This window comes from Pseudomonas sp. PP3 (genome assembly GCF_905336995.1).
Lineage (GTDB): Bacteria > Pseudomonadota > Gammaproteobacteria > Pseudomonadales > Pseudomonadaceae > Aquipseudomonas > Aquipseudomonas reinekei.
On the sequence record NZ_HG995459.1, the window covers coordinates 2,853,651 to 2,873,582 of the forward strand.

27 protein-coding genes and 3 tRNA genes are annotated in these 19,932 nt (G+C 58.6%); 14 read left to right on the forward strand and 16 right to left on the reverse strand.

Annotated features, from left to right (window positions below; translation table 11 throughout):
• Nucleotides 1-32 precede the first annotated feature (32 nt).
• From pgsA to KHO07_RS13025, 11 genes are all read left to right on the forward strand, one after another.
• Nucleotides 33-593, forward strand: a complete 561-nt coding sequence (gene pgsA / locus KHO07_RS12975; protein ID WP_075944714.1) for a CDP-diacylglycerol--glycerol-3-phosphate 3-phosphatidyltransferase — start codon at nucleotides 33-35, stop codon at nucleotides 591-593.
• 63 nt (nucleotides 594-656) lie between these two features.
• Nucleotides 657-732 (forward strand) — tRNA-Gly (locus KHO07_RS12980).
• A gap of 46 nt (nucleotides 733-778) precedes the next feature.
• Nucleotides 779-852: transfer RNA gene (locus tag KHO07_RS12985), tRNA-Cys, on the forward strand.
• A gap of 240 nt (nucleotides 853-1,092) precedes the next feature.
• Nucleotides 1,093-1,179 (forward strand) — tRNA-Leu (locus KHO07_RS12990).
• Nucleotides 1,180-1,445: 266 nt separating this feature from the next.
• Nucleotides 1,446-2,123: a thermostable hemolysin gene (locus tag KHO07_RS12995; RefSeq protein WP_212627425.1), complete on the forward strand. Its 678-nt coding sequence runs from the start codon at nucleotides 1,446-1,448 to the stop codon at nucleotides 2,121-2,123.
• Nucleotides 2,113-3,594, forward strand: a complete 1,482-nt coding sequence (locus tag KHO07_RS13000; RefSeq protein WP_212627426.1) for an AMP-binding protein — start codon at nucleotides 2,113-2,115, stop codon at nucleotides 3,592-3,594. Before KHO07_RS12995 ends, KHO07_RS13000 begins: the two co-directional genes overlap by 11 nt.
• Entirely contained in the window at nucleotides 3,591-4,265 is a 675-nt protein-coding gene (locus tag KHO07_RS13005; protein WP_212627427.1) for an iron-containing redox enzyme family protein, read from the forward strand. The genes KHO07_RS13000 and KHO07_RS13005 overlap by 4 nt, the downstream gene beginning before the upstream one ends.
• Nucleotides 4,252-5,061: an SDR family oxidoreductase gene (locus KHO07_RS13010; RefSeq protein WP_150733143.1), complete on the forward strand. Its 810-nt coding sequence runs from the start codon at nucleotides 4,252-4,254 to the stop codon at nucleotides 5,059-5,061. The genes KHO07_RS13005 and KHO07_RS13010 overlap by 14 nt, the downstream gene beginning before the upstream one ends.
• Nucleotides 5,058-5,702: a tetratricopeptide repeat protein gene (locus KHO07_RS13015; protein ID WP_150733142.1), complete on the forward strand. Its 645-nt coding sequence runs from the start codon at nucleotides 5,058-5,060 to the stop codon at nucleotides 5,700-5,702. The genes KHO07_RS13010 and KHO07_RS13015 overlap by 4 nt, the downstream gene beginning before the upstream one ends.
• Before the next feature lie 11 nt (nucleotides 5,703-5,713).
• On the forward strand, nucleotides 5,714-6,376 hold the full coding sequence (locus KHO07_RS13020) for a response regulator (protein ID WP_212627428.1): 663 nt from the start codon (nucleotides 5,714-5,716) through the stop codon (nucleotides 6,374-6,376).
• Complete coding sequence (locus tag KHO07_RS13025; RefSeq protein WP_212627429.1) at nucleotides 6,373-7,740, forward strand: ATP-binding protein; 1,368 nt, start codon at nucleotides 6,373-6,375, stop codon at nucleotides 7,738-7,740. The genes KHO07_RS13020 and KHO07_RS13025 overlap by 4 nt, the downstream gene beginning before the upstream one ends.
• A gap of 75 nt (nucleotides 7,741-7,815) precedes the next feature.
• Here KHO07_RS13025 and KHO07_RS13030 read toward each other — a convergent pair whose 3' ends face one another.
• From KHO07_RS13030 to KHO07_RS13075, 10 genes are all read right to left on the reverse strand, one after another.
• Entirely contained in the window at nucleotides 7,816-8,025 is a 210-nt protein-coding gene (locus tag KHO07_RS13030; protein WP_150733139.1) for a hypothetical protein, read from the reverse strand.
• A gap of 110 nt (nucleotides 8,026-8,135) precedes the next feature.
• The gene (locus KHO07_RS13035) at nucleotides 8,136-8,561 is read right to left on the reverse strand and encodes a hypothetical protein (RefSeq protein WP_212627430.1); all 426 of its coding nucleotides are present in this window, start codon (nucleotides 8,559-8,561) and stop codon (nucleotides 8,136-8,138) included.
• Between the two features lie 135 nt (nucleotides 8,562-8,696).
• Nucleotides 8,697-8,981 carry a hypothetical protein gene (locus KHO07_RS13040; RefSeq protein WP_150733138.1) on the reverse strand — a complete coding sequence of 95 codons (285 nt, stop codon included), beginning with the start codon at nucleotides 8,979-8,981 and terminating at the stop codon, nucleotides 8,697-8,699.
• Between the two features lie 204 nt (nucleotides 8,982-9,185).
• Nucleotides 9,186-9,416, reverse strand: coding sequence for a hypothetical protein (locus tag KHO07_RS13045; RefSeq protein ID WP_150733137.1), 231 nt, complete (start codon nucleotides 9,414-9,416; stop codon nucleotides 9,186-9,188).
• 128 nt (nucleotides 9,417-9,544) lie between these two features.
• Nucleotides 9,545-9,766 carry a hypothetical protein gene (locus KHO07_RS13050; protein ID WP_075944701.1) on the reverse strand — a complete coding sequence of 74 codons (222 nt, stop codon included), beginning with the start codon at nucleotides 9,764-9,766 and terminating at the stop codon, nucleotides 9,545-9,547.
• Between the two features lie 72 nt (nucleotides 9,767-9,838).
• Nucleotides 9,839-10,876 carry a DNA topoisomerase IB gene (locus KHO07_RS13055; RefSeq protein WP_212627624.1) on the reverse strand — a complete coding sequence of 346 codons (1,038 nt, stop codon included), beginning with the start codon at nucleotides 10,874-10,876 and terminating at the stop codon, nucleotides 9,839-9,841.
• Nucleotides 10,877-10,933: 57 nt separating this feature from the next.
• Nucleotides 10,934-12,013 (reverse strand): molybdenum ABC transporter ATP-binding protein, encoded by a 1,080-nt coding sequence (gene modC / locus KHO07_RS13060; protein WP_212627431.1) that lies wholly within the window; start codon nucleotides 12,011-12,013, stop codon nucleotides 10,934-10,936.
• Between the two features lie 3 nt (nucleotides 12,014-12,016).
• Nucleotides 12,017-12,697, reverse strand: coding sequence for a molybdate ABC transporter permease subunit (modB, locus tag KHO07_RS13065; protein ID WP_212627432.1), 681 nt, complete (start codon nucleotides 12,695-12,697; stop codon nucleotides 12,017-12,019).
• Complete coding sequence (modA, locus tag KHO07_RS13070; protein ID WP_244858290.1) at nucleotides 12,698-13,465, reverse strand: molybdate ABC transporter substrate-binding protein; 768 nt, start codon at nucleotides 13,463-13,465, stop codon at nucleotides 12,698-12,700.
• Between the two features lie 130 nt (nucleotides 13,466-13,595).
• The gene (locus KHO07_RS13075) at nucleotides 13,596-14,660 is read right to left on the reverse strand and encodes a nitronate monooxygenase family protein (RefSeq protein WP_212627433.1); all 1,065 of its coding nucleotides are present in this window, start codon (nucleotides 14,658-14,660) and stop codon (nucleotides 13,596-13,598) included.
• A gap of 246 nt (nucleotides 14,661-14,906) precedes the next feature.
• Between KHO07_RS13075 and KHO07_RS13080 the strand changes: the two genes are divergently transcribed.
• Entirely contained in the window at nucleotides 14,907-15,890 is a 984-nt protein-coding gene (locus tag KHO07_RS13080; protein ID WP_212627434.1) for an MDR family oxidoreductase, read from the forward strand.
• A gap of 65 nt (nucleotides 15,891-15,955) precedes the next feature.
• Here the strand turns inward: KHO07_RS13080 and ada are convergent, their stop codons facing one another.
• The 4 genes from ada to KHO07_RS13100 form a co-directional block, all read right to left on the reverse strand.
• On the reverse strand, nucleotides 15,956-17,020 hold the full coding sequence (gene ada, locus KHO07_RS13085) for a bifunctional DNA-binding transcriptional regulator/O6-methylguanine-DNA methyltransferase Ada (RefSeq protein WP_212627435.1): 1,065 nt from the start codon (nucleotides 17,018-17,020) through the stop codon (nucleotides 15,956-15,958).
• Between the two features lie 87 nt (nucleotides 17,021-17,107).
• Complete coding sequence (gene alkB, locus KHO07_RS13090) at nucleotides 17,108-17,773, reverse strand: DNA oxidative demethylase AlkB (RefSeq protein ID WP_212627436.1); 666 nt, start codon at nucleotides 17,771-17,773, stop codon at nucleotides 17,108-17,110.
• 10 nt (nucleotides 17,774-17,783) lie between these two features.
• Nucleotides 17,784-17,960 carry a hypothetical protein gene (locus tag KHO07_RS13095; RefSeq protein ID WP_191635210.1) on the reverse strand — a complete coding sequence of 59 codons (177 nt, stop codon included), beginning with the start codon at nucleotides 17,958-17,960 and terminating at the stop codon, nucleotides 17,784-17,786.
• A 29-nt stretch (nucleotides 17,961-17,989) separates the two neighbouring features.
• The gene (locus KHO07_RS13100; protein WP_007912251.1) at nucleotides 17,990-18,292 is read right to left on the reverse strand and encodes a DUF1883 domain-containing protein; all 303 of its coding nucleotides are present in this window, start codon (nucleotides 18,290-18,292) and stop codon (nucleotides 17,990-17,992) included.
• Nucleotides 18,293-18,501: 209 nt separating this feature from the next.
• On the opposite strand from KHO07_RS13100, the gene KHO07_RS13105 reads away from it, so the two are divergent.
• Complete coding sequence (locus KHO07_RS13105; protein WP_212627437.1) at nucleotides 18,502-18,858, forward strand: hypothetical protein; 357 nt, start codon at nucleotides 18,502-18,504, stop codon at nucleotides 18,856-18,858.
• A 73-nt stretch (nucleotides 18,859-18,931) separates the two neighbouring features.
• Complete coding sequence (locus tag KHO07_RS13110) at nucleotides 18,932-19,162, forward strand: hypothetical protein (RefSeq protein ID WP_212627626.1); 231 nt, start codon at nucleotides 18,932-18,934, stop codon at nucleotides 19,160-19,162.
• Between the two features lie 15 nt (nucleotides 19,163-19,177).
• Here the strand turns inward: KHO07_RS13110 and KHO07_RS13115 are convergent, their stop codons facing one another.
• Both KHO07_RS13115 and KHO07_RS13120 read right to left on the reverse strand, forming a co-directional pair.
• Nucleotides 19,178-19,459: a hypothetical protein gene (locus KHO07_RS13115; RefSeq protein WP_150733126.1), complete on the reverse strand. Its 282-nt coding sequence runs from the start codon at nucleotides 19,457-19,459 to the stop codon at nucleotides 19,178-19,180.
• Nucleotides 19,460-19,599: 140 nt separating this feature from the next.
• The gene (locus tag KHO07_RS13120) at nucleotides 19,600-19,788 is read right to left on the reverse strand and encodes a hypothetical protein (protein WP_075944691.1); all 189 of its coding nucleotides are present in this window, start codon (nucleotides 19,786-19,788) and stop codon (nucleotides 19,600-19,602) included.
• Between the last annotated feature and the right edge of the window lie 144 nt (nucleotides 19,789-19,932).

Sequence of the window (19,932 nt, forward strand, 5' to 3'; positions counted from 1 at the left end):
AATGCCCCCTCACCTCGTAGCCAGTTGTGCCGATGAATATCCCTAATCTGATTACCGTTTTACGCGTCCTGCTCATACCGATCTTCATTTTGCTGTTTTATCTGCCGTACCATTGGAGCTACCTGGCGTCCGCGTCGGTCTTCGCATTTGCCGCCGCCACAGACTGGCTGGACGGGTATCTGGCCCGCCGTCTGGAGCAAAGCACGCCATTCGGTGCCTTCCTGGATCCTGTTGCAGACAAGCTGATGGTTGCCGTTGCCCTGGTGCTGCTGGTGCAAGAGCATGGCAATCTTTGGCTCACGCTGCCGGCTGCGGTCATCATCGGCCGCGAGATCGTTGTCTCGGCCCTGCGCGAGTGGATGGCAGAACTCGGCGCCCGTGCCCACGTGGCCGTATCGAACCTGGGTAAATGGAAAACCGCCGCGCAAATGCTCGCGCTGGTGATTCTGCTGGCCAATCCGTCCAACTTCAGTTTCTGGGTACTGCTGGGTTACACCCTGTTGATGGTCTCTGCCGGTCTGACTTTGTGGTCCATGGTCCAGTACCTGCGGGCTGCCTGGCCGCATCTGAAGACCGACGTTGAAAAGAAATAAAACTTTTTTGAATCAAGGGGTTGACGGGGCTTCTGGATTCTATAGAATGCGCCACACCAAGACGCGGGAATAGCTCAGTTGGTAGAGCACGACCTTGCCAAGGTCGGGGTCGCGAGTTCGAGTCTCGTTTCCCGCTCCAAGTTTGTACGCATTTGATGTCGCGCTACTGACAGCAAATGTTTTGAGGCCGAGTAGCAAAATGGTTATGCAGCGGATTGCAAATCCGCCTACGCCGGTTCGATTCCGACCTCGGCCTCCACTCATAAACAACCCCGTAGATCGATGATCTCCGGGGTTTTTTATTGGGCAGCGTTTAAACCTGGTGCGTTGCGCCGATTGCGACTTCGGTGACCACTGTAGAGAAGCTCTGTAGATCCATGATTTACGAAGCTTTTTTATTTTTCGCGCCAGCAAGAATTAGTCTCGAAAAATACCAATGTGTCCTTGCTTCACCGGGAAGGGATGTATATATTTCCACCCTCTGATTCACCGCGCTACCGCCCGAATGGCGAAACTGGTAGACGCATGGGACTTAAAATCCCCCGCTCGTAAGGGCGTGCCGGTTCGATTCCGGCTTCGGGCACCATGAATATCAAGGGCTTGCATGACATACCTCATGCAAGCCCTTTTTTTTCGCGAAAATCAAAGCTCTTTTCGCCACCTTTCCGTCATCCCCTAAACACGCCGATAAATAGTCTGTTCCGTGCAATAGGTGATGCGTCGCGAATCACCATCCCCGCCGAGCATCAAGCCAACCTGAAGATGGCTCGCGTCAAATTTTCCTCACCTTCAGACTTCGTTAAGAATTGCCTTTGATACTTCACCCCAATTGTCACGGGGAGGTATTTTGCAATGTCCGATTTCAACTGGAATATTCAGTTGCCGTTGCATTTCGGCCAAGCCGAAGCGCCGCAAATGCAATTCGTCAGAGCGTTGCCGGAGGACACGCTTCGGTCCACGTTGGAATCCTTTATCCAGCAACGTTTTCGTAAGGCCCACGGTGCCGATATTCGCCATTTCATGCCGGAACTGTTTGGCATGAGCGATATGAGCGGCACGTTGTCCGCGGTAGTCGGCGTACGGCTGGCGAGCGACGGCCCACTGTTTCTGGAGGGGTACCTGGATGAGTCGATTGAACCGCTGATCAGTGCTGCTGCAGGACAATCCGTCGCTCGCACATCCGTCGTCGAAGTCGGCAATCTGGCGGCCAGCGACACCGGAAGCGCACGGTTGAGCATTATCGTGATGACTTATCTACTGGCCATGGGCGGGCTGGAATGGGTGGCCTTTACGGGAAGTCTCGGGTTGGTGAACAGCTTTCATCGCCTGGGATTGAAGCCAGTGACCCTGTGCGCCGCCGATCCGGCGCGACTCGGCGAGGAGCGCCACACCTGGGGCAGCTACTACGAAAGCAAGCCTTGGGTTCATGTTGGCAATATTCGCGCCGGATTCATTCATTTGCGCAACAACGGTTTGTTCAGTCGCCTGGGCTTGCCGACCTCTATTGAGGGCGCTTCCCATGTCGCCTGAAATGCAGCGTTTCCATCTGACCCTGCGCAGCCACGCTGAGCGAAAGGGTAGCGTCACCGCATTGTGGGGCGATCAGCTGAAACTGGACTACGCCACGCTCTATGCCGAGGTCAGCTATCGCCAGGAGCGCCTGCGCGATGAGCAGGTCAAGGTGATCGCACTGGCACTGGAAAATGGCGTCGAGGCGATGCTGTGGGATTTGGCCGCACTGTTCGAAGGCCTCGTCTGTGTCACCTTGCCGCCTTTTTTCAGTCCGGCGCAACGCCGGCATTGCCTGGAGCAAAGCCACGCCGAACGCGTGATCGCCGAGCCGTGGCTGCGCGATGAATTACAAGCAGCCGGGTATCAAGAGAGTGGCGAGTTCTGGTGTCGCACCTTTAGTGGTTCCAACGGCATGCCTGAAGGAACGGCCAAACTCACATTCACCTCGGGGACTACCGGCACCCCGAAAGGTGTGTGCTTGAGTGCCGAGACTATTTTGCAAGTCACCCGCGAGCTGGATCTGGCGAGCAAACCCACCGATCCGCAGCATCACTTGGCCCTGCTGCCGCTGGCCATCTTGCTGGAAAACATCGGCTGTTATGCCGCGTTGTACGCCGGTGCGACCTTGAGTCTGCCCGGACAGAAAGCCCTGGGCATCCGGGGTGCCAGCAGCGTGGATGTGGCGAAGTGGTTGGCATGCCTTGCCAGCCGGGCGCCTCAGAGCCTGATTCTGGTGCCGCAGTTGCTGTTGATGCTGGTCAGCGCGGCCGAACAGAAAGCGTTCAATCCGCAGCACCTGCGTTTCGCTGCCGTCGGCGGCGCGCGGGTTTCTGAAGATTTGCTGCAGCGTGCCCAGCGCGCGGGATTGCCGGTTTATGAGGGTTATGGACTGTCGGAGTGCGCCTCGGTGGTGTGCCTTAATCGCCCGGGCGCGCGGCGTCCGGGTAGCGTTGGAAAGCCGCTGCCCCATGTTCAGGTTCAACTGGCAAACGACGGCGAAGTACTGATCAAGGGCTCAGCCTTGCTGGGCTATCAGGGAGAAGCTCCGCGCAGCGCCGAGTGGTGGCCCAGTGGCGATCTCGGCGAGTTCGATGCCGAAGGCTTTCTCTACCTCAAGGGCCGCAAGAAGCATCAGTTCGTGACCAGTTTCGGGCGCAACGTCAACCCCGAGTGGGTTGAAGCCGAATTGACCCAGCGCGGCCCCGTCGCTCAGGCGTTCGTCTATGGCGAAGCCATGCCTCACAACCACGCGCTGCTCTGGCCGCATCATCCGGACTGTACCGACGAGCAACTGGCCGCTGCCGTGGCCCAGGCCAACACGGCGCTGCCCGAGTACGCGCAGGTCGGGCGATGGACCCGGCTCACTCAACCTTTTACGCCTGACAACGGTTTGCTCACCGCCAATGGCCGGCCTCGCCGTGATGCCATCGTCGAACGCTACCGGGATGCATTGACCGAATCTGTCTTTTCCGAGGAATCCGCACTATGAGTTTTTTTGACACGCTGCAAGAAGCCACGCAACACGAGCGCATGGAATTGTTCAACCTGCCAATCATTCGTGATGCGCTTGAGGGCAGGGTCAGCCTGGCAAGTTACCGGGCCTTTCTGACGCAGGCTTATTACCATGTGCGCCATACCGTGCCATTGATGATGGCGTGCGGCGCGCGCTTGCCATTGCGCCTGGAGTGGTTGCGCAAAGCAGTCTGCGAATATATCGAGGACGAGTATGGTCACGAGCAGTGGATACTCAATGACATAGAAGTTTGCGGGGGCGACAGGGCCGCCGTAACGGACGGACGCCCATCCTTGCCGATTGAGTTGATGGTCAGCTTCCTTTACGACCAGATCGCCAGGGACAACCCGGTGGGACTGTTCGGTATGGTCAACGTACTCGAAGGCACCAGCATCGCCCTGGCCACCCATGCCGCCGACAGTATTCGCGAGCGTCTGGATCTGCCGGAAAGCGCCTTCAGCTACCTCAGTTCACACGGGTCGCTGGATATAGAGCACATGCAGACTTACCGCCAATTGATGAACAAACTGGAAGACCCGGCCGACCAGGCTGCCGTGATTCACGCGTCCAAAGTGGTGTACTCGCTCTACACCGATATGTTCCGTGGCTTGCCGCGTGACGGGGAGAACCCGCATGCGCCTGACTGAAGCTCGCGTCGTATTGACGGGTGCCAGCGGCGGTATCGGCCTGGCCATCGCCACGGCGCTGTGCGCCAGTGGTGCCCGGGTATTGGCGGTCGCTCGACATCGGGAGCCGTTGTTGCCATTGCTTGAGCGTTATCCTCGTAACCTGTTCTGGATCGGTGCAGACCTGACGTCCCAGTCAGACCGACGAGATGTATTGGCAGAGGCAGAAAGCATTGGCGGCATCAACCTGGTGATCAACGCGGCCGGGGTCAATCACTTTGCCATGCTGGAACAGCTCGAAGACAGTGAGATCAACGCGATGCTGGCGGTGAACATCAGTGCGCCGATCTGCCTGACAAGGTTGCTATTACCGCTGCTTAAACAGGCCGACTCAGCGATGGTGGTGAACGTCGGTTCAACCTACGGCTCCATTGGCTACCCTGGCTACGCCACTTACTGCGCGACAAAGTTTGCCTTGCGCGGGTTCTCCGAAGCGCTGCGTCGGGAGCTGGCGGACACCCGGGTCAGCGTGCTCTACGTCGCCCCGCGTGCTACCCGTACCAGCATGAACAGCCCGGCAGCCCAAGCGCTGAACGATGCGCTCAAGAGCAATGTCGACGATCCGCAAACCGTGGCAGCCGCAGTGATCCACGCCATAGCCGGTGACCGACGCGACTTGTACCTGGGGTGGCCCGAACGTTTTTTTGTACGCCTCAACAGCCTGTTACCGCATTTGGTGGACCGTGGCCTGCGCAAGCAATTGCCATTGATACGTCGCTTGAGTCAGAAACCCGATCAGGAGCATCTCAAACCATGAACAAGATCATCGCCTGCCTGATGTTCGGCGCATTGAGCCAGAGTGCCTGGGCACTGGATGCCGCCGACCAGCAACGCCTCAGCGGCATTCAACAAAGCTGGGCGCACATCCAGTACGAGTTGCCGGAAAGTCAACGAACCGCAGCGTTCGAAAAGCTCGCCGCCCAAGCTTCAAGCTTCACACAGGAACGCCAGACGGTGGCTGAAGCCTGGATCTGGTCGGGCATCGTCACCAGCAGCTGGGCGGGCGCCCAGGGAGGCTTGGGAGCGTTGAGCAAGGTCAAGGACGCGAAAGTCGATCTGGAGAAAGCCTTGGCTCTGGACCCAAAGGCGCTGCAAGGCTCGGCCTATACCAGCCTCGGCGCGCTTTACGACCGGGTACCCGGCTGGCCCATCGGTTTCGGCGACTCGGACAAGGCCGAACAGTTGCTCAAAACAGCTTTGCAACTCAATCCGAATGGCATCGACAGCCTGTACTTCTGGGGCGATCACCTCTACCGTCAAAAGCGATACAGTGAAGCTAAAGCGGCACTGCAGAAAGCCCTGATGGCCGCGCCGCGCCCCGGGCGAGAAACCGCTGATGCCGGGCGCCGCAAAGAGATCGAAATGCTGTTGGTGGACGTGAACAAGAAACTCGGCTGACAGGAGTCCCTGTGCGTTTATTACTGATAGAAGATGACGGGGCGCTGGGGGAGGGCATTCATCAGGCCCTCAGTCGCGAAGGTTACACCGTCGACTGGTTGCAGGACGGCAGCAGTGCTTTGCACTCGCTGCTCAGCGAAACATTCGATCTGGCGGTACTCGATCTGGGGCTGCCCCGCATGGATGGGCTCGAAGTGCTCAGGCGCCTGCGTGATAGCGGCTCCAGGCTGCCCGTGCTGATACTGACTGCGCGTGACGCCACCGAAGACCGCATCGCGGGGCTGGATGCCGGCGCCGATGATTATCTGATCAAGCCATTCGAGTTGGCGGAACTCAAAGCCCGTATCCGTGCTCTTCTTCGGCGCAGTGCCGGTCGCGCGCAATCGTTGATCGAACACGCTGGTATCAGTCTCAACCCTGGCACCCAGCAAGTCAGCTACAAGGGCGAACCGGTCGCGCTGACCCCCAAGGAATATCAGTTGCTCCATGAATTGCTTTCGCCACCCGGACGGGTCATGACTCGTGATCACCTGATGCAGCTGCTGTACGGCTGGAGCGAAGAAGCAGAAAGCAACACCCTCGAGGTGCACATCCATCATCTGCGAAAGAAGTTCTCGGCTGACCTGATCCGCACCATCCGAGGAATCGGATACCTGGTGGAGGAACGTCGATGACCTCGATCAGGCGTCGCACGCTGACGTTGATTATCGGCTTGATGCTCGCCGGTTTGACGCTCATCAGCGTACTGAACCTGCACGACAGTAACCATGAAATTGCTGAAGTCTACGATGCTCAGCTGGCGCAGAATGCTCGATTGTTACAAGGCGTCATGCGCATGCCCATGGCCAGCAAGGAACACGCCGATCTGTATCAGGCCTTCAATCAGGCCCTGAGCGAGGCGGAACCGAGGATCGACGGTCATCCCTATGAAACGAAGATTGCCTTTCAGGTCTGGAATCTCAACGGTCAGGTGCTGGTACACACGGCGAGCGCTCCCTCATTCAAAGCGCTGCCGCGAACGCCAGGTTTCAGCGATGTCAGTGACCTGAACAATCGCCATTGGCGCGCTTTCCTGCTCGAAGATAAACAGAACAACTTGCGCATCTGGGTGGGCGAGCGAGATGACGTCCGGTCGGATTTAGTTGATCGAATCGTACGCCACACGTTGTGGCCCAATATCCTGGGGAGTTTGATCCTGGCCGCCATGATCTGGCTGGCCATCGGCTGGGGATTGAAACCGCTGGTCAACATGGCGGCGACACTCCGGGCGAGGCCGCCCGGCTCACTTGAACCTCTGCAATTAACGCCGCTGCCCACTGAGCTGGAGCCGATGCAGGCGGCCCTTAACCGAATGCTCGCCCAGATTCAGGAAGTCATGGGACGTGAGCGACGGTTTATCGCGGATGCAGCCCACGAAATGCGTACACCCCTCGCTGTGCTCAGGGTGCATGCGCAAAATCTGATGGAAGCGGGCAGTGAAGGTGAGCGTCGTGCGTCGCTTGAACACTTGATTGCCGGCGTGGACCGGACCAGTCGGCTGGTGAATCAATTACTCACGATGGCTCGTATCGAACCTCAAGCAAGTGCACAACCGCCGGCCCCTATTGATCTGGCAGCCACCGTTCGTGCCAGCCTGGTTCAGTTGACGCCCTGGTTGTTGAGCAAGGAGCTGGAATTGATTTTCGACGCCACTGACGACATCGGCCTTGTGAGGGTCGACCCTACGGCCATCGATATTGCGCTGAACAACCTTGTCACCAATGCGGCGAATTTCTCTCCGCCCAATGGACTGATCACCGTGAGCCTGCAGGCGACGGAAAACGGCTATGAACTGTCCGTCGAAGACGAAGGGCCAGGTATCAATGAGCAGGACCGCGATCGGCTTTTCGAGCGTTTCTATAGCCGCGGGAATGACCAAGGGGCAGGATTGGGACTGACCATCGTGCAGGCCATTGCAGCTCGCCTGGGTGGGCAGGTCAAACTGGAAAACCGTAGCCCTTTGGGGCTGCGCGCGACACTGGAAATTGCTCGCCTGTGATGTTGCTATCAAATGTTTGTTAATTATCAATGGCTTGCATGACTTTATTCATGCAAGCCCTTATTTGTATTTACATCACGGATGTTTGGCACTCCCCATGGAGCTCGGCTTGCGGCGATCTTCACCTGCGGGGTTGCCGCTGTTTATCAGGCGTCTTTCCAGCAAAATGTTTTGCAGCGCCTGGCGATCCGTGGGGGCCAGTTGATGCTCCCGCTCCTTGAGCTCAAGCAGGATCGGGCTGGACCACTGGCGATAGGTGTGTTCGGCACTACGAATGGATGACATCGCTTCCTCCTGGATCGGGCTCCCGCCCATGTCGGCGTTGCAATTGATACGAAAGAGACCCTAGACGAGGAAGCCTGATGCCGCCAATGCAGCGCGTCGGACGGATCCTGCTATTTGGCTTTCCAGCTGCCACCGCCGGTCTCGCAATCGATTTTCGACTGCGCGAGGTTTTCGGCGTTGTAGTAATACGTCGACACCTGCGCGTTGGCGGGAATGTTGGGTGGGTTGCTGTTCTTGTCTTTGCTGGTCGATTGCGGGTTGGCCAGCGACTCTGCGGTCAGCGTGCCGAGGCACGTGGCTTTGTATTGATCCCCGCACTGGGCGACTTTTTTCTTGGTGCTGCTGAGCATTTCCTTGCTCTCGTTGCTGCATGACCAATCGATGGCGTCGACCGGCATGTTTTCATATTCATAGCAGGTGTGGGATTCGATAACCGGGACGGAAGGGCTCTGGGATCGGGTGATGACGTCACAGCCCTGGGCGAGTGTCACGGCAGGGCACAAGCTGACGATCAACAGCAAGAGTCGACTGTTCATGCGAATTTCCTCTCCGATAGCCCCTTGGTGCAGGGGTTCTACAGGATTCGAAATGCAATCGGCTTCTGCGTTCCATCTGTTTGCTGGTGTTTGGCGGCTAATCGAATCAATCGACCTAACCGCCAAACCGATGAATCAAACGAAAGGTTGGCCAGTGAAGCCTCGGGGAAGCCGTTGCTGGCCGGCCATGGCGGTGAGTCGTTCTGTCCAGGCCTGGCGCCAGTCGTTGACCGTGTGAATGGCTTTGGCCTTGCGCGCGGCGCGTCGTGCTGCGTTGCGCTCGGTTTTACGTGCTTCCTTGAACGCTTCGGTGTTGCGGCAGCTCCTGCATTTCACCCGATTGAGTTCTCGGGTTGAGGTGAGGTTGCTGCCTTTGTGACCGCAGGCCAGATGACCGCTGATTTTGAAGTGAGTAACCATCGAACGTCTCCTTGGCGACGTGTATTCGTTGGACCTCACATAAACACTGACGTTCGCTGTTTGCCCGCGGGCAAAAAAATCCCAGCGCGTGGCTGGGTGGGGAGTAGCACGAAAAAGTCAGGCAGGCACATGCGCGGTGACGGAGTTGTCGCCGATCACGTGTCCCGCATCAGGCTGTGTCTTGCATCAAGTGTCCGGATCAAATCATCTGAACCGTGGCAGCGGTGGCTCAACAGGTTTGAGCGACGACAAGGTGTTACGGATCAGCGGCGTGTCCTTTTCGATGTCGTTCAGACGATCGCGGATTCTCAGGGCAGTCGGATGGCCACCTTGATGGTCGACCCAATCGGCAATTTCCTTGCACGCGGCGGCCAAGCGAACCTGGCGGGTATCAAGCAGGGTGAGCAGGGTGGTGATGGACTCTTTTTCGGACATGGGAAACACCTCCGTTGAAGACACCTGGCAGGGCAGTAAAAAGCCCGCTGGGAGCGAGCTTTCTACCGATGGGCGCCGGTCCTTCAGCTCTCTTCAGTATAGACCCGTTAAAGGCCCGTCAAGGCTCATCAGCCCTGCCGCGCCGTGACTTGTGATTTTGCGTTCAGCTGTCGGCAATAACGCCGCGCGTCCTCTTCAAGATCGTAGCCGTCACCGATGAAGCCATTGGTGCGGGTGTCTTTGATGCGGTACCAGACGGCAGCGTCAGGCGGCTGGTGGTCGGTTTCTCCGGCCCGACGGCCATGAATGATGATCTTGTTGCAGCGCTTTACGACGAATATGTCTTCCATGGCTTCACCGCAGCTGATTCATGTACAGATCAACTATAGAAGTCATTTGTAATCGTGCAAAAAATAGGCAGGTCAATTCGTCGGTTCAGAAGCCAGTTGCTCCAACAGCATCGCCAGCGCGACTTCTTCGGCGCGCAAGCCCTTGCGAGTTCTCGGTTTGGGTAGTTGTGCCAACGCGCCCAGTAAAAAACCGTCGAGCACACCGGGATGGATGTAGCACTTGCGACAGACCGCCGGGGTGTTGCCTAGCTGTTTGGCGACGTTTTTTACCATCTCCACCATATGGCGCTTGGCTTCGGATTCCGGCTGCCACTGCAACTTGCGCAATACCGCCAGCGCCAGCACGCTGCCGGCCCAGGTGCGGTAGTCCTTGGCGGTGAAGTCGGCGCCGGTCAAGGTTTGCAGGTAAGCGTTGACGTCGGCCGAAGTGATGGTGTGACGCTCGCCGTTTTCATCGAGGTATTGAAAGAGGTTTTGCCCGGGGATCTCCTGACAGCGCTTGATGATCCGCGCCAGACGCCGGTCTTTCACGGTGATTTGGTGTTCCACGCCGCTTTTGCCGCGGAACTGGAACTGGATCGCACTGCCATTGACCTCCACATGCCGGCTACGCAAGGTGGTCAGGCCGTAGGAACGGTTGTCCCGTGCGTATTGTGTGTTGCCGACACGGATCAGCGTGGCATCCAGCAAGGTGATGACGGTGGCCATGACCTTGTCGCGGCTGAAGCCTGGCGCGGCCAGCAACGCTTCCAGTTGCTTGCGCAGTTTCGGCAGGGCCTGGCCGAAATCTCTCAAGCGCGAGTATTTGTCGGTGTCGCGCACTTCGCGCCAGCGCGGGTGATAGCGATACTGTTTGCGGCCGCGGGCGTCGCGGCCGGTGGCCTGCAAATGACCGCGCGGATCGGTGCAGATCCACACGTCGGTGTAGGCCGGTGGCACGGCGAGGGCATTGATGCGCCGGACTTCCTCCGGGTCGGTGATACGTTGACCCGCCGGATCGAAGTAGCAGAATTTACCGCGCAGCTTTCTGCGGGTGATTCCGGGCAGGGTGTCATCGACGTAGTGCAGGTCGGAGGGCAGCGCATCGGGCATGGCGATTGTCCTTGGCAAGGGATCAGGGGCCGTTACAGCCATTGACCCCACGCCAACGCAGTGGTGCCAGCGAAATTATGCGAGCACGGCCACCGCCTTGATCTGCGCCCAGAGTTGCTGGCCCGGATGGACGTTCAACTGATCGCGCGAGTAGCGGGTGATACGCGCTAACAGGGGCGTACCCGCAGCGTCCAGCCGAAGCAACACATGGGCAGCGTTGTCGGCATTCATTTCACTGACGACGGTCACCGGCAGGCGGTTGAGGATGCTGCTTTGCTCGGCACCGTGCAGGCTGAGGCTGACGTCTCGCGCCTGAACCTTGCAGCGCAATGCCTGGCCCGGGGCCATGGGTGTATGGGCAACGCGCAGGGTCAGCGTCGTATTGGGCAGTTGCAGGGTCAGCAGTTGGTATTCGCTGTCATAGTGGCTGACACGGCCTTCGATCACCACGCCAGCGTCACCCCCCATTGCCAGTGGCAGGTCCAGGCGCGCGAGCGTCTGGCCGATAGGGCCGCTGGCCAGCGCCTGGCCTTCGCTGAGCAAGACAATGTGGTCGGCCAGTTGCGCGACTTCATCCTGGGAGTGGCTGACGTACAACACCGGGATGTCCAGTTCATCGTGAAGCCGTTGCAGGTAAGGCAGGATTTCGCCTTTGCGCTTGGCGTCCAGCGCCGCCAGCGGTTCGTCCATCAGCAACAATTTGGGACTGGTGAGCAGGGCGCGGGCGATCCCCACTCGTTGCCGCTCGCCGCCTGAAAGATGTTGCGGATGACGATCCAGCAGGTGGCCGATGCCCAGCAGTTCAGTCGCATGGGCCATGTCGACCCGGCGCTGTTGTTTGGGGATGCGTTTAAGACCGAATTCGAGGTTGGCCAGCACCGACAAATGAGGAAACAGACTGGCTTCCTGAAACACGTAACCCAAGGCGCGTTTGTGCGGCGCGACAAAGATCTTGTTTTCACTGTCCTGCCAGACTTCGTCGTTGACCTGGATAAATCCCTGATCGGCTCTTTCCAGGCCCGCGATGCAGCGCAGGCAGGTGGTCTTGCCCGAACCGGAGTGACCATAAAGCGCCGTGACACCGCGGCCGGGTAGCTGCAAATCAACGTCAAGGGCGAACCCCGGATAACTCAGCTTCAAGCGTGTGTGAATCATTGATCAGCTCCAGCCCGCTTTGGTTTTGCGGCTGGAGTACAACGCCAGCAAGATCGCAAAAGAGAACACCAGCATCGCTCCGGACAGCCAATGGGCCTGAGCGTATTCCATGGCTTCGACGTGATCGTAGATCTGCACAGAGACCACCCGGGTCTTGTCAGGAATGTTGCCGCCGATCATCAGCACCACACCGAACTCACCGACGGTATGCGCGAAGCCGAGGATGGCGGCGGTGATGAACCCGGGGCGGGCCAGTGGCAGCGTCACGCTGAAGAACGTGTCCCAGGGATTGGCGCGCAAGGTCGCGGCCACTTCCAGTGGACGGCTGCCAATGGCGGAAAAGGCGTTTTGCAGCGGCTGGACCACGAACGGCATCGAGTACAGCACCGAGCCGATCACCAACCCCGCAAAACTGAACGTCAGGGTGCCGAGCCCCAGTGATTGGGTGAACTGGCCGACAAACCCATGAGGGCCGAGCGCCAGAAGCAGATAGAAACCAATCACCGTGGGCGGCAGCACCAGGGGCAGGGCAACGACCGCCCCGACCGGGCCGCGCAACCAGGATTGGGTACGCGACAGCCATAACGCCAGCGGAGTGCCAATGATCAGCAGGATGACGGTCGTCAGGGACGCCAGTTTCAGGGTCAGCCAGATGGCGGAAAAATCGGCACTCGTCAGCGTCATTTAGAGTTGGTAACCGTAGGACTGGATGACAGCAGCGGCTTTTGGCCCCTTGAGGTAGTCAACCAGTGCCTTGGCGGCCGGGTTGTCCTTACCCTTGTTGAGGATCACCGCATCCTGGTTGATCGGGTCGTGCAATTGGGCCGGAACGATCCACGCCGAACCGCTGGTGACTTTGCCGTCTTTGTAGACCTGCGACAAGGCAACAAAGCCCAGTTCCGCGTTGCCGGTAGATACGAACTGGAAGGCCTGGGTGATGTTCTGGCCTTCGACGATCTTGTCCTTGACCTTGTCGGTCAGGCCTTGCGTTGCCAGGACCTGGGTTGCCGCGAGGCCATAAGGCGCGGTTTTCGGGTTGGCGATGGACAGGTGCTTGTACTCATTCATTTTCAGCACTTCGCCCTTGGCATCGACGTAGCCTTCTTTGGCCGACCACAGTGCCAGGGTGCCGATGGCATAGGTGAAGCGCGAGCCCTTGACCGTTTCGCCTTCGTTTTCGAGTTTTTCCGGGGTGGTGTCGTCTGCCGAAAGGAACACTTCGAACGGCGCGCCGTTCTTGATCTGAGTGTAGAACTGTCCGGTCGCACCGAACGAAGTCACCAGTTTGTGACCGGTGTCTTTCTCGAAATCGGCAGCAATCGCCTGAATCGGCGCGGTGAAGTTGGCCGCGACCGCGACCTGGACTTCGTCAGCCTGGGCCGAGCCAAAAGCTGAAACCCAAAGCAGGGTTGCCAGGCAACCAGGGGCAAAACGTGAGGCACCAATGGACATGGAACGGCTCCGTTAAAACATGTGTTGCAAGGGTGTGATTCGCTATATACCAGAATATATAGCGGAATGCCTGCAAACGGAACGCGTGGTAACGGGTTTGGCGAGAGAAGTTGTTCCCTCGCCATCAAGCTTAACGGCGGAGCAGTTTTGCCAAGCCTTCTTCGGCGAGGCGCCGGGTCAGTTCTGCGGTGGTCAATTCCATACCCAAGGTGAACGCCTGGCCCGCCCAGAGGTTACTGAAATCCGCTTCGCCTTTGCCGCGCAGGGGCATGAGTGCGCCACCGGCAAGCGGGAAGGCCGGTGCCTTGGCGCTCATCGGCCCCAGCTCGCGCATTACCCGATTGAGAATCCCCCGCGCCGGGCGCCCGGTGAAAATGTTGGTGACCGCCGTCTCGCTTTCCTTGGCAGTACGCAATGCCTTGTGATGCGAAGCGCTGACCTTGGCTTCCGGCGTGAACAGATACGCAGTGCCCACTTGCACCGCCGAAGCCCCCAGCATGAAAGCCGCTGCGACACCGCGTGCATCGGCAATCCCGCCTGCGGCGATCACCGGGACTTTCACCGCATCGACAACCTGTGGCACCAGGGCGAAAGTACCCACCTGGCTACTCAGGTCGTCGCTGAGAAACATCCCGCGGTGTCCGCCCGCTTCATAACCCATGGCGATGATCGCGTCACAGCCATGCTGTTCCAGCCAGATGGCTTCTTCGACGGTGGTGGCTGATGACAGCACTTTGGCGCCGGTGGCTTTTACCCGATCGAGCAGGGATTTTTCCGGCAGGCCAAAGTGGAAACTCACCACTTCCGGGCGAAACTCCTCGACGACCTCACAGCTTGCGTGATCGAACGGTGCGCGATTTGACACCGGTGTCGGCGCGTCGAAGTCGACGCCCAGTTCCCGATAATAGGGTTCCAGCAGATTTTTCCAGTCTTGCGCCCGCTGCTCATCGACTGGCGGCGAATGGTGGCAAAAGAAATTGACGTTGAGTGGCCGTTGGCTGTGTTGCCGAATGGTCTTCAACTCTTCGCGCAGTTGCTCGATGCTCAGCAGGGCGGCGGGCATCGACCCCAGGCCGCCGGCGTTACTGGCGGCGATGACCATCGACGAGTGGGTGGCGCCAGCCATGGGGCCCTGGATGATCGGCAATTCGATTCCGAGCAGGTCAAGAATACGGGGGTCTGGCCATTGGCTCATGTTGACTGTTCTCCGACATTGAAACCGGGCAGGGCGGTAGAAGCGTTTTGTAGCAGCAATGACTGACCCAAGGCCAGCCATGTTTTCGCCCGGCCACGACTGTCAGCGTCGATGCAATTGGCCCCCGCCACCGAACGGTCGATTTTTCATCCGAAAGGAGAATTGGCTTAAAGTCGAGTACGGCATTTTTTTAGCGACGTGGTATTTAGATCACCGCACAACACGTGATCTCACCAGGAGGCAGTCATGTTCCAAGGTATTTTGATCGATAAAGACGAAAGCGGTTACCGGGCCACACTGCAACAGATCAGCGACGATCAACTGCCCGAAGGCGATGTAACGGTGCGCGTGGCGTACAGCACGTTGAATTTCAAGGATGGTCTGGCGATTACTGGCAGCAGCCCGGTGGTGCGAAAATTCCCCATGGTGCCGGGTATTGATCTGGCTGGAACCGTCGAAGTCAGTGAGCATCCGGACTACAAAGTTGGCGACAAAGTCCTGCTCAATGGTTGGGGTGTCGGTGAAGGGCATTGGGGCGGTCTGGCGCAGAAAGCGCGCCTGAACGGCGACTGGCTGATCCCGCTGCCTGCGGCATTCACCGCCGCTCAGGCGATGGCCATCGGCACGGCCGGTTACACGGCGATGCTGTCCATCCTCGTGCTGGAGCACAACGGTGTGACGCCCGAGCAAGGTGAAATCCTCGTCACTGGTGCCAACGGCGGCGTTGGCAGCTTTGCCATCGCGCTACTGAGCAGGTTGGGTTATCGAGTGGTCGCGTCTACCGGGCGCACGTCCGAGCACGATTACCTTAAACAGTTGGGTGCCAGTGAAATCATTGACCGCGCAACGTTGTCGGAGCCAGGCAAACCCTTGGCGAAGGAACGTTGGGCGGCGGTCATCGATTCAGTCGGCAGCCACACCCTGGCCAACGCCTGTGCCAGCACCAAAGCCAATGGCACGGTGGCAGCGTGCGGGCTGGCGCAAGGCATGGATTTTCCGGCGTCCGTTGCACCATTCATTTTGCGCGGCGTGACCCTCGCGGGCATCAACAGCGTGACGCAACCCAAGGCCAAACGTGTGGAAGCCTGGCGTCGTCTGGCCCAGGATCTGGACTTCAGTCTGTTGCCGCTGATCAGCCACGAAATCGCATTGAGCGAAGCGATCGATGCGGCACCACGTTTGCTCGCCGGACAGTTACGCGGACGGGTCGTCGTCGACGTGAATCGCTAAACACTTCGCAGCCTTCGGCTGGCCCCCTGGAGCTGCCGAAGGCTGCGATCTTCTGATCTGCACAATCAACGTAACTCCCGCTCCAGCAACTGCCGCTTGCGCTCCACCCCCCATCGATACCCCGACAGATTCCCATCGCTACGCACCACGCGATGGCAAGGGATCGCCACGGCCAGACAGTTAGCGCCACACGCTTGCGCCACGGCGCGAACCGCTTTAGGCGCACCGATGAGCTGAGCAATATCGGCGTAGCTGGCGGTGCTGCCGACGGGAATCTCTCGCAAGGCTTGCCAGACCCGCTCCTGGAACGCCGTGCCGCGTACGTCCAGCGGCAAGTCCAGGCCCAAGGCAGGGGCTTCGATGAAGCCAACAACCTGGGCGATCAGGCGCTCGAAGTCTTGATCGGCGCCAATCAGATTGGCCCGGCGAAACTTGTCCTGCAGATCGCAGACCAGTTGATGCGGATCATCGCCCAGCAAAATCGCACAGACCCCGCGCTCGCTCTGCGCCACCAGAATAGCCCCAAGGGAACACTGGCCGACGGCAAAGCGAATGTCGTTGTTGTGGCCGGCTGCGCGATACTCGGCGGGTTTCATGCCCAGTAGCTGATCCGCGGTCTCATAGAAACGGCTGTTGGAATTAAAGCCCGCGTCGTACAACGCTTCGGTCACTGAATTGCCGTTCGCCAGACGCTCGCGCACCCGACGGGAGCGGTGGGCAGCGGCGTAGCCTTTCGGCGTCAGGCCGGTGACGGCTTTAAACACCCGGTGGAAATGGAAGCTACTAAGGCCGGCGAGGTTGGCCAGCTCGCCAAGGGCCGGGAGCGTTTCAGCGTTTTCGATCTGCCGGCACGCGGCGGCCACGGTGGCGGCGTGCTGCGCGGCAATGTCGCTTTGATCCTTGGCCGCGCGTTTGCTCGGCCGGTAACCCGCTGCTTGTGCCAGCTCGGCGCTATCAAAGAATTCGACATTCTGCGGTTTTGGCAGTCGAGCCAGGCTGCTGGGGTTGCAGTAGATTCCGGTGGTTTTCACGGCGTAGACAAACTGCCCGTCGGCTTGCGCGTCACGCGCTACCACGGCGGCCCAGCGAGGATCGTTTTCGATGGCGACTTTTGGCGATTGGCTTGTCATGGCGATATGTCCTTTGACCCGTTTCCTGCAGATTAACCACGCAACAGCGTCGTCACACTCCGCTGCTTGCGGTCAAACTCCAAGGCCTCAACCCGCGGTACGAAAGGTAAAGTTGATCCGTTGTTCACCCAGACGCGGATGACGACCTTCCTTGATCGGCAGAACGCCGTGATAGCGCAAGCGATCGACCCCGCCCCAAACCACGATGTCGCCGTGCAGCAGGGGCACTCTTTGGCTCTTGTCGCTTCGTTCAAAACCGCCGAACAGGAACATCGCCGGCAAACCCAGCGATACCGAAACAATGGGCGCTGTGTAGGCGGTTTCGTTTTTGTCCTGATGCAAAGACATCTTCGCGCCGGGGATATAGCGATTGATCAGGCAGGAATCCGGGACGAATTCAGCAAACCCTGCTTCCCGAGCCGCTGCTTGTGCCAACTGCAAAAACACCTCCGGCATGGCTGGCCACGGGTGCCCGGTCTGCGGATCGTAGCGGCTGTAGCGATAACCACTGCGGTCAGTGGTCCAGCCCAGTGTGCCGCAACTGCTCAGGGCGACCGACATGGTGAAGCCGCCGGGCGTGACCATCTGCCGAAACGGCGCGGCCGCCAATACCGACTTCAGTGCAGGCAGCAAGCGGTCGAGCCAGGGCAAGGCAAAGCCTCGCAGCACCCAGGATTGTTCGCCGATCTGCTCGTTACGGGGCGCCTGCTGCGGCTGCGCGTCAGCGAACAAATCGAGAAGGGGCGGTTTCATGGTGTTTGAATTACAGCGCTTTGCTGACACTGATTTCGCTGATGACGTCGTCACTTTGGCCGTGAAGGGCATCCAGCGCAGCTTTGGCTTCTGCTTCGGTGCCATTTTCCAGCTGGGCGAATTCGAAGCGGCGTTCGCCGTTGAGTTTGTACTTGATGACGTATTTGGTCGTTTGAGCCACGGTCATACCTGTCTATGTGCGTAGTGAAGCGTCACTCAGCTCAGTTTAGTGCTGGAGCGGCGGATGATCTTGATCGAATGGGTCAGGGTCGGTTTGCGGGTCACGCTGATCGCCCGACGGTTGACGGTGTCGATGGTGATGTTCCAGAAACCGGTGCTCGGCGCAGTGATGCGGGCCGGAAAAGTATCGAACGCGCCGCCGTGGTATGTGTGGCGGCCGCCATTTTTGAAGCTGCGGAAGTTGGCGTCGTTCATCAAACGGATGTTGCACATCTGCGAGCATTGAATGACGACGATGTCGTCTTCGTTGAGGTGCTCGCGCTGGTGAATAAATTTCATGGGCGCCTCCAGAAGGGCTTTTACTACGAAATCAAAACCATACAGGTCAATGGGCGCAGTTTATCAGCCCTGGCGTCTGAAAATCCGGCCACCGGGCTGCGGTTTGACAATTAAAAACAGTTATTTCGCATCCGGTGAGAGATAAATGCACCAGGCCTCGGAGAAAAACCGCATCGGTGCTGTCGGAGGGTCTTTATCGGAGGTTTTGTATGAAGTGGGGTGCGTGGGTCCTGCCATTGGTCTTGGCATTGAATGGTTGTGCAAGCGTCGAGGACATTAACGAGTCGCTGCCCACCATGAGTGTGATTTCAGGCAAGAAACCCCACGAGTACGCGCAATGCCTGAGCGAAAAGCTCGCCAGCAGTCGAGGCGCCTTGCAAGTCGAGCCGCAGAAAGACGGTGTGCGGGTGATCGTTCCGCAAAAACTTTCGTCCGGTCCGGCCGCCGTTTTTGATATCGAAGAACGGTCCGGTGGCAGCAGCATCAAGTTACATGAGCGTATCTCCAATGTGCCGCTACGCCCTTGGGATGTGCGCAATGCTGCCACAGCCTGCATTTCTGGCTGATAAACTGTCGGCCATAAACATCGATGCCGCCAAAGCGACACTTTTGGCGGCATTGTCATTTCTGGAGTCAGGCATGAAGCGAGAGCGGGTACGGGAGCGGCACGCAGAGGGACATATCTCTGCCACCCATGTGATTCAAAATCCGGCAGATCCGGAGGAATGGATCGTGTTTTTCAAGAAAAGCGCCGGTCGCAGTTTTTTTCTGGTCGACGACAACGACGAAGTCGAATCCTTCAGCAGTCTCGACGATCTGATCGAGACCGTGCGCGGTCTCGGAATCAAATTCGCCGAAATCCACATGTAAGGCGAGCAGGGTGCCTTACTTGCAGACCACCACGACGCTGCGGTTCTTGTAGTTGCCGACGTCGACGCCGAGGGTCTTGTCGCTTTCCGCAGGGGCTGGGCTGCCGTCGGTACCGACGATGCGATAACCGGTACCCGCACAGGACGCATCCGCTTTTTCGTAGCAGGTCGCCCAGGAGTTGGCTTCGCCGGAGCAATCAATCGCCAGGCCTTGCTCGCCGTTGTTCAGGTAAGTGGTTTCGGATGTTGCGCAGCCACCGAGGGCCAATACCGCCAACAGCGGTAAAAATTTAGTCATGTCGTAGTCGTCTTTAAAAGGGGTGGGCAAGTGCTGTGACAGCGTCACGCGCAAAAGGTTATAGCCATAGGCCACTTCCCGCGATAAAGCACAAAAAAAGCCCTGCGCAATGGCAGGGCTGTGGGCGTGTCAGGCCTCGATCAGTTCTTGTCCTTGCCGCGTCGCTTGGGTTCCGGATGCTCAAGCTGCAACACCGATGCCACTTCGACCGCCATGGCTTCGGTAGGGAAAGGCCCGGCAATATTCTCGCCGTTGGCGCTGTCTACCCACCATTGGCCGTCCTTCGCCTTGTTGATCAAGTACCCGTTGACGCTTTTTGCTGCCGACATCTATCTGCCTCGTTGGCTGGTTCAATCGCGCCATAATAGCGCCAAACGCACCTGACGGGTGCCAATGGGTGTAGGGTGGGTCCGATTGCCGACAAATGATAACCGTGCAAGTTGGCCGGTCTCTGCTATCAATAAGGAGCGACG

Bases quoted from the DNA above. Each gene is read 5' to 3' on its own strand.
- KHO07_RS13105 (WP_212627437.1), top strand. From the start codon at position 18,502: ATGAAGTGGGGTGCGTGGGTCCTGCCATTGGTCTTGGCATTGAATGGT.
- KHO07_RS13005 (WP_212627427.1), top strand. From the start codon at position 3,591: ATGAGTTTTTTTGACACGCTGCAAGAAGCCACGCAACACGAGCGCATG.
- modB (WP_212627432.1), bottom strand. From the start codon at position 12,697: ATGACGCTGACGAGTGCCGATTTTTCCGCCATCTGGCTGACCCTGAAA.
- KHO07_RS13110 (WP_212627626.1), top strand. From the start codon at position 18,932: ATGAAGCGAGAGCGGGTACGGGAGCGGCACGCAGAGGGACATATCTCT.
- KHO07_RS12995 (WP_212627425.1), top strand. From the start codon at position 1,446: ATGTCCGATTTCAACTGGAATATTCAGTTGCCGTTGCATTTCGGCCAA.
- KHO07_RS13000 (WP_212627426.1), top strand. From the start codon at position 2,113: ATGTCGCCTGAAATGCAGCGTTTCCATCTGACCCTGCGCAGCCACGCT.
- KHO07_RS13115 (WP_150733126.1), bottom strand. From the start codon at position 19,459: ATGACTAAATTTTTACCGCTGTTGGCGGTATTGGCCCTCGGTGGCTGC.
- modC (WP_212627431.1), bottom strand. From the start codon at position 12,013: ATGATTCACACACGCTTGAAGCTGAGTTATCCGGGGTTCGCCCTTGAC.
- KHO07_RS13075 (WP_212627433.1), bottom strand. From the start codon at position 14,660: ATGAGCCAATGGCCAGACCCCCGTATTCTTGACCTGCTCGGAATCGAA.
- modA (WP_244858290.1), bottom strand. From the start codon at position 13,465: ATGTCCATTGGTGCCTCACGTTTTGCCCCTGGTTGCCTGGCAACCCTG.
- KHO07_RS13080 (WP_212627434.1), top strand. From the start codon at position 14,907: ATGTTCCAAGGTATTTTGATCGATAAAGACGAAAGCGGTTACCGGGCC.
- KHO07_RS13010 (WP_150733143.1), top strand. From the start codon at position 4,252: ATGCGCCTGACTGAAGCTCGCGTCGTATTGACGGGTGCCAGCGGCGGT.
- ada (WP_212627435.1), bottom strand. From the start codon at position 17,020: ATGACAAGCCAATCGCCAAAAGTCGCCATCGAAAACGATCCTCGCTGG.
- KHO07_RS13040 (WP_150733138.1), bottom strand. From the start codon at position 8,981: ATGGTTACTCACTTCAAAATCAGCGGTCATCTGGCCTGCGGTCACAAA.
- pgsA (WP_075944714.1), top strand. From the start codon at position 33: ATGAATATCCCTAATCTGATTACCGTTTTACGCGTCCTGCTCATACCG.
- KHO07_RS13030 (WP_150733139.1), bottom strand. From the start codon at position 8,025: ATGTCATCCATTCGTAGTGCCGAACACACCTATCGCCAGTGGTCCAGC.
- KHO07_RS13015 (WP_150733142.1), top strand. From the start codon at position 5,058: ATGAACAAGATCATCGCCTGCCTGATGTTCGGCGCATTGAGCCAGAGT.
- KHO07_RS13050 (WP_075944701.1), bottom strand. From the start codon at position 9,766: ATGGAAGACATATTCGTCGTAAAGCGCTGCAACAAGATCATCATTCAT.
- KHO07_RS13095 (WP_191635210.1), bottom strand. From the start codon at position 17,960: ATGACCGTGGCTCAAACGACCAAATACGTCATCAAGTACAAACTCAAC.
- KHO07_RS13100 (WP_007912251.1), bottom strand. From the start codon at position 18,292: ATGAAATTTATTCACCAGCGCGAGCACCTCAACGAAGACGACATCGTC.
- alkB (WP_212627436.1), bottom strand. From the start codon at position 17,773: ATGAAACCGCCCCTTCTCGATTTGTTCGCTGACGCGCAGCCGCAGCAG.
- KHO07_RS13120 (WP_075944691.1), bottom strand. From the start codon at position 19,788: ATGTCGGCAGCAAAAAGCGTCAACGGGTACTTGATCAACAAGGCGAAG.
- KHO07_RS13035 (WP_212627430.1), bottom strand. From the start codon at position 8,561: ATGAACAGTCGACTCTTGCTGTTGATCGTCAGCTTGTGCCCTGCCGTG.
- KHO07_RS13045 (WP_150733137.1), bottom strand. From the start codon at position 9,416: ATGTCCGAAAAAGAGTCCATCACCACCCTGCTCACCCTGCTTGATACC.
- KHO07_RS13025 (WP_212627429.1), top strand. From the start codon at position 6,373: ATGACCTCGATCAGGCGTCGCACGCTGACGTTGATTATCGGCTTGATG.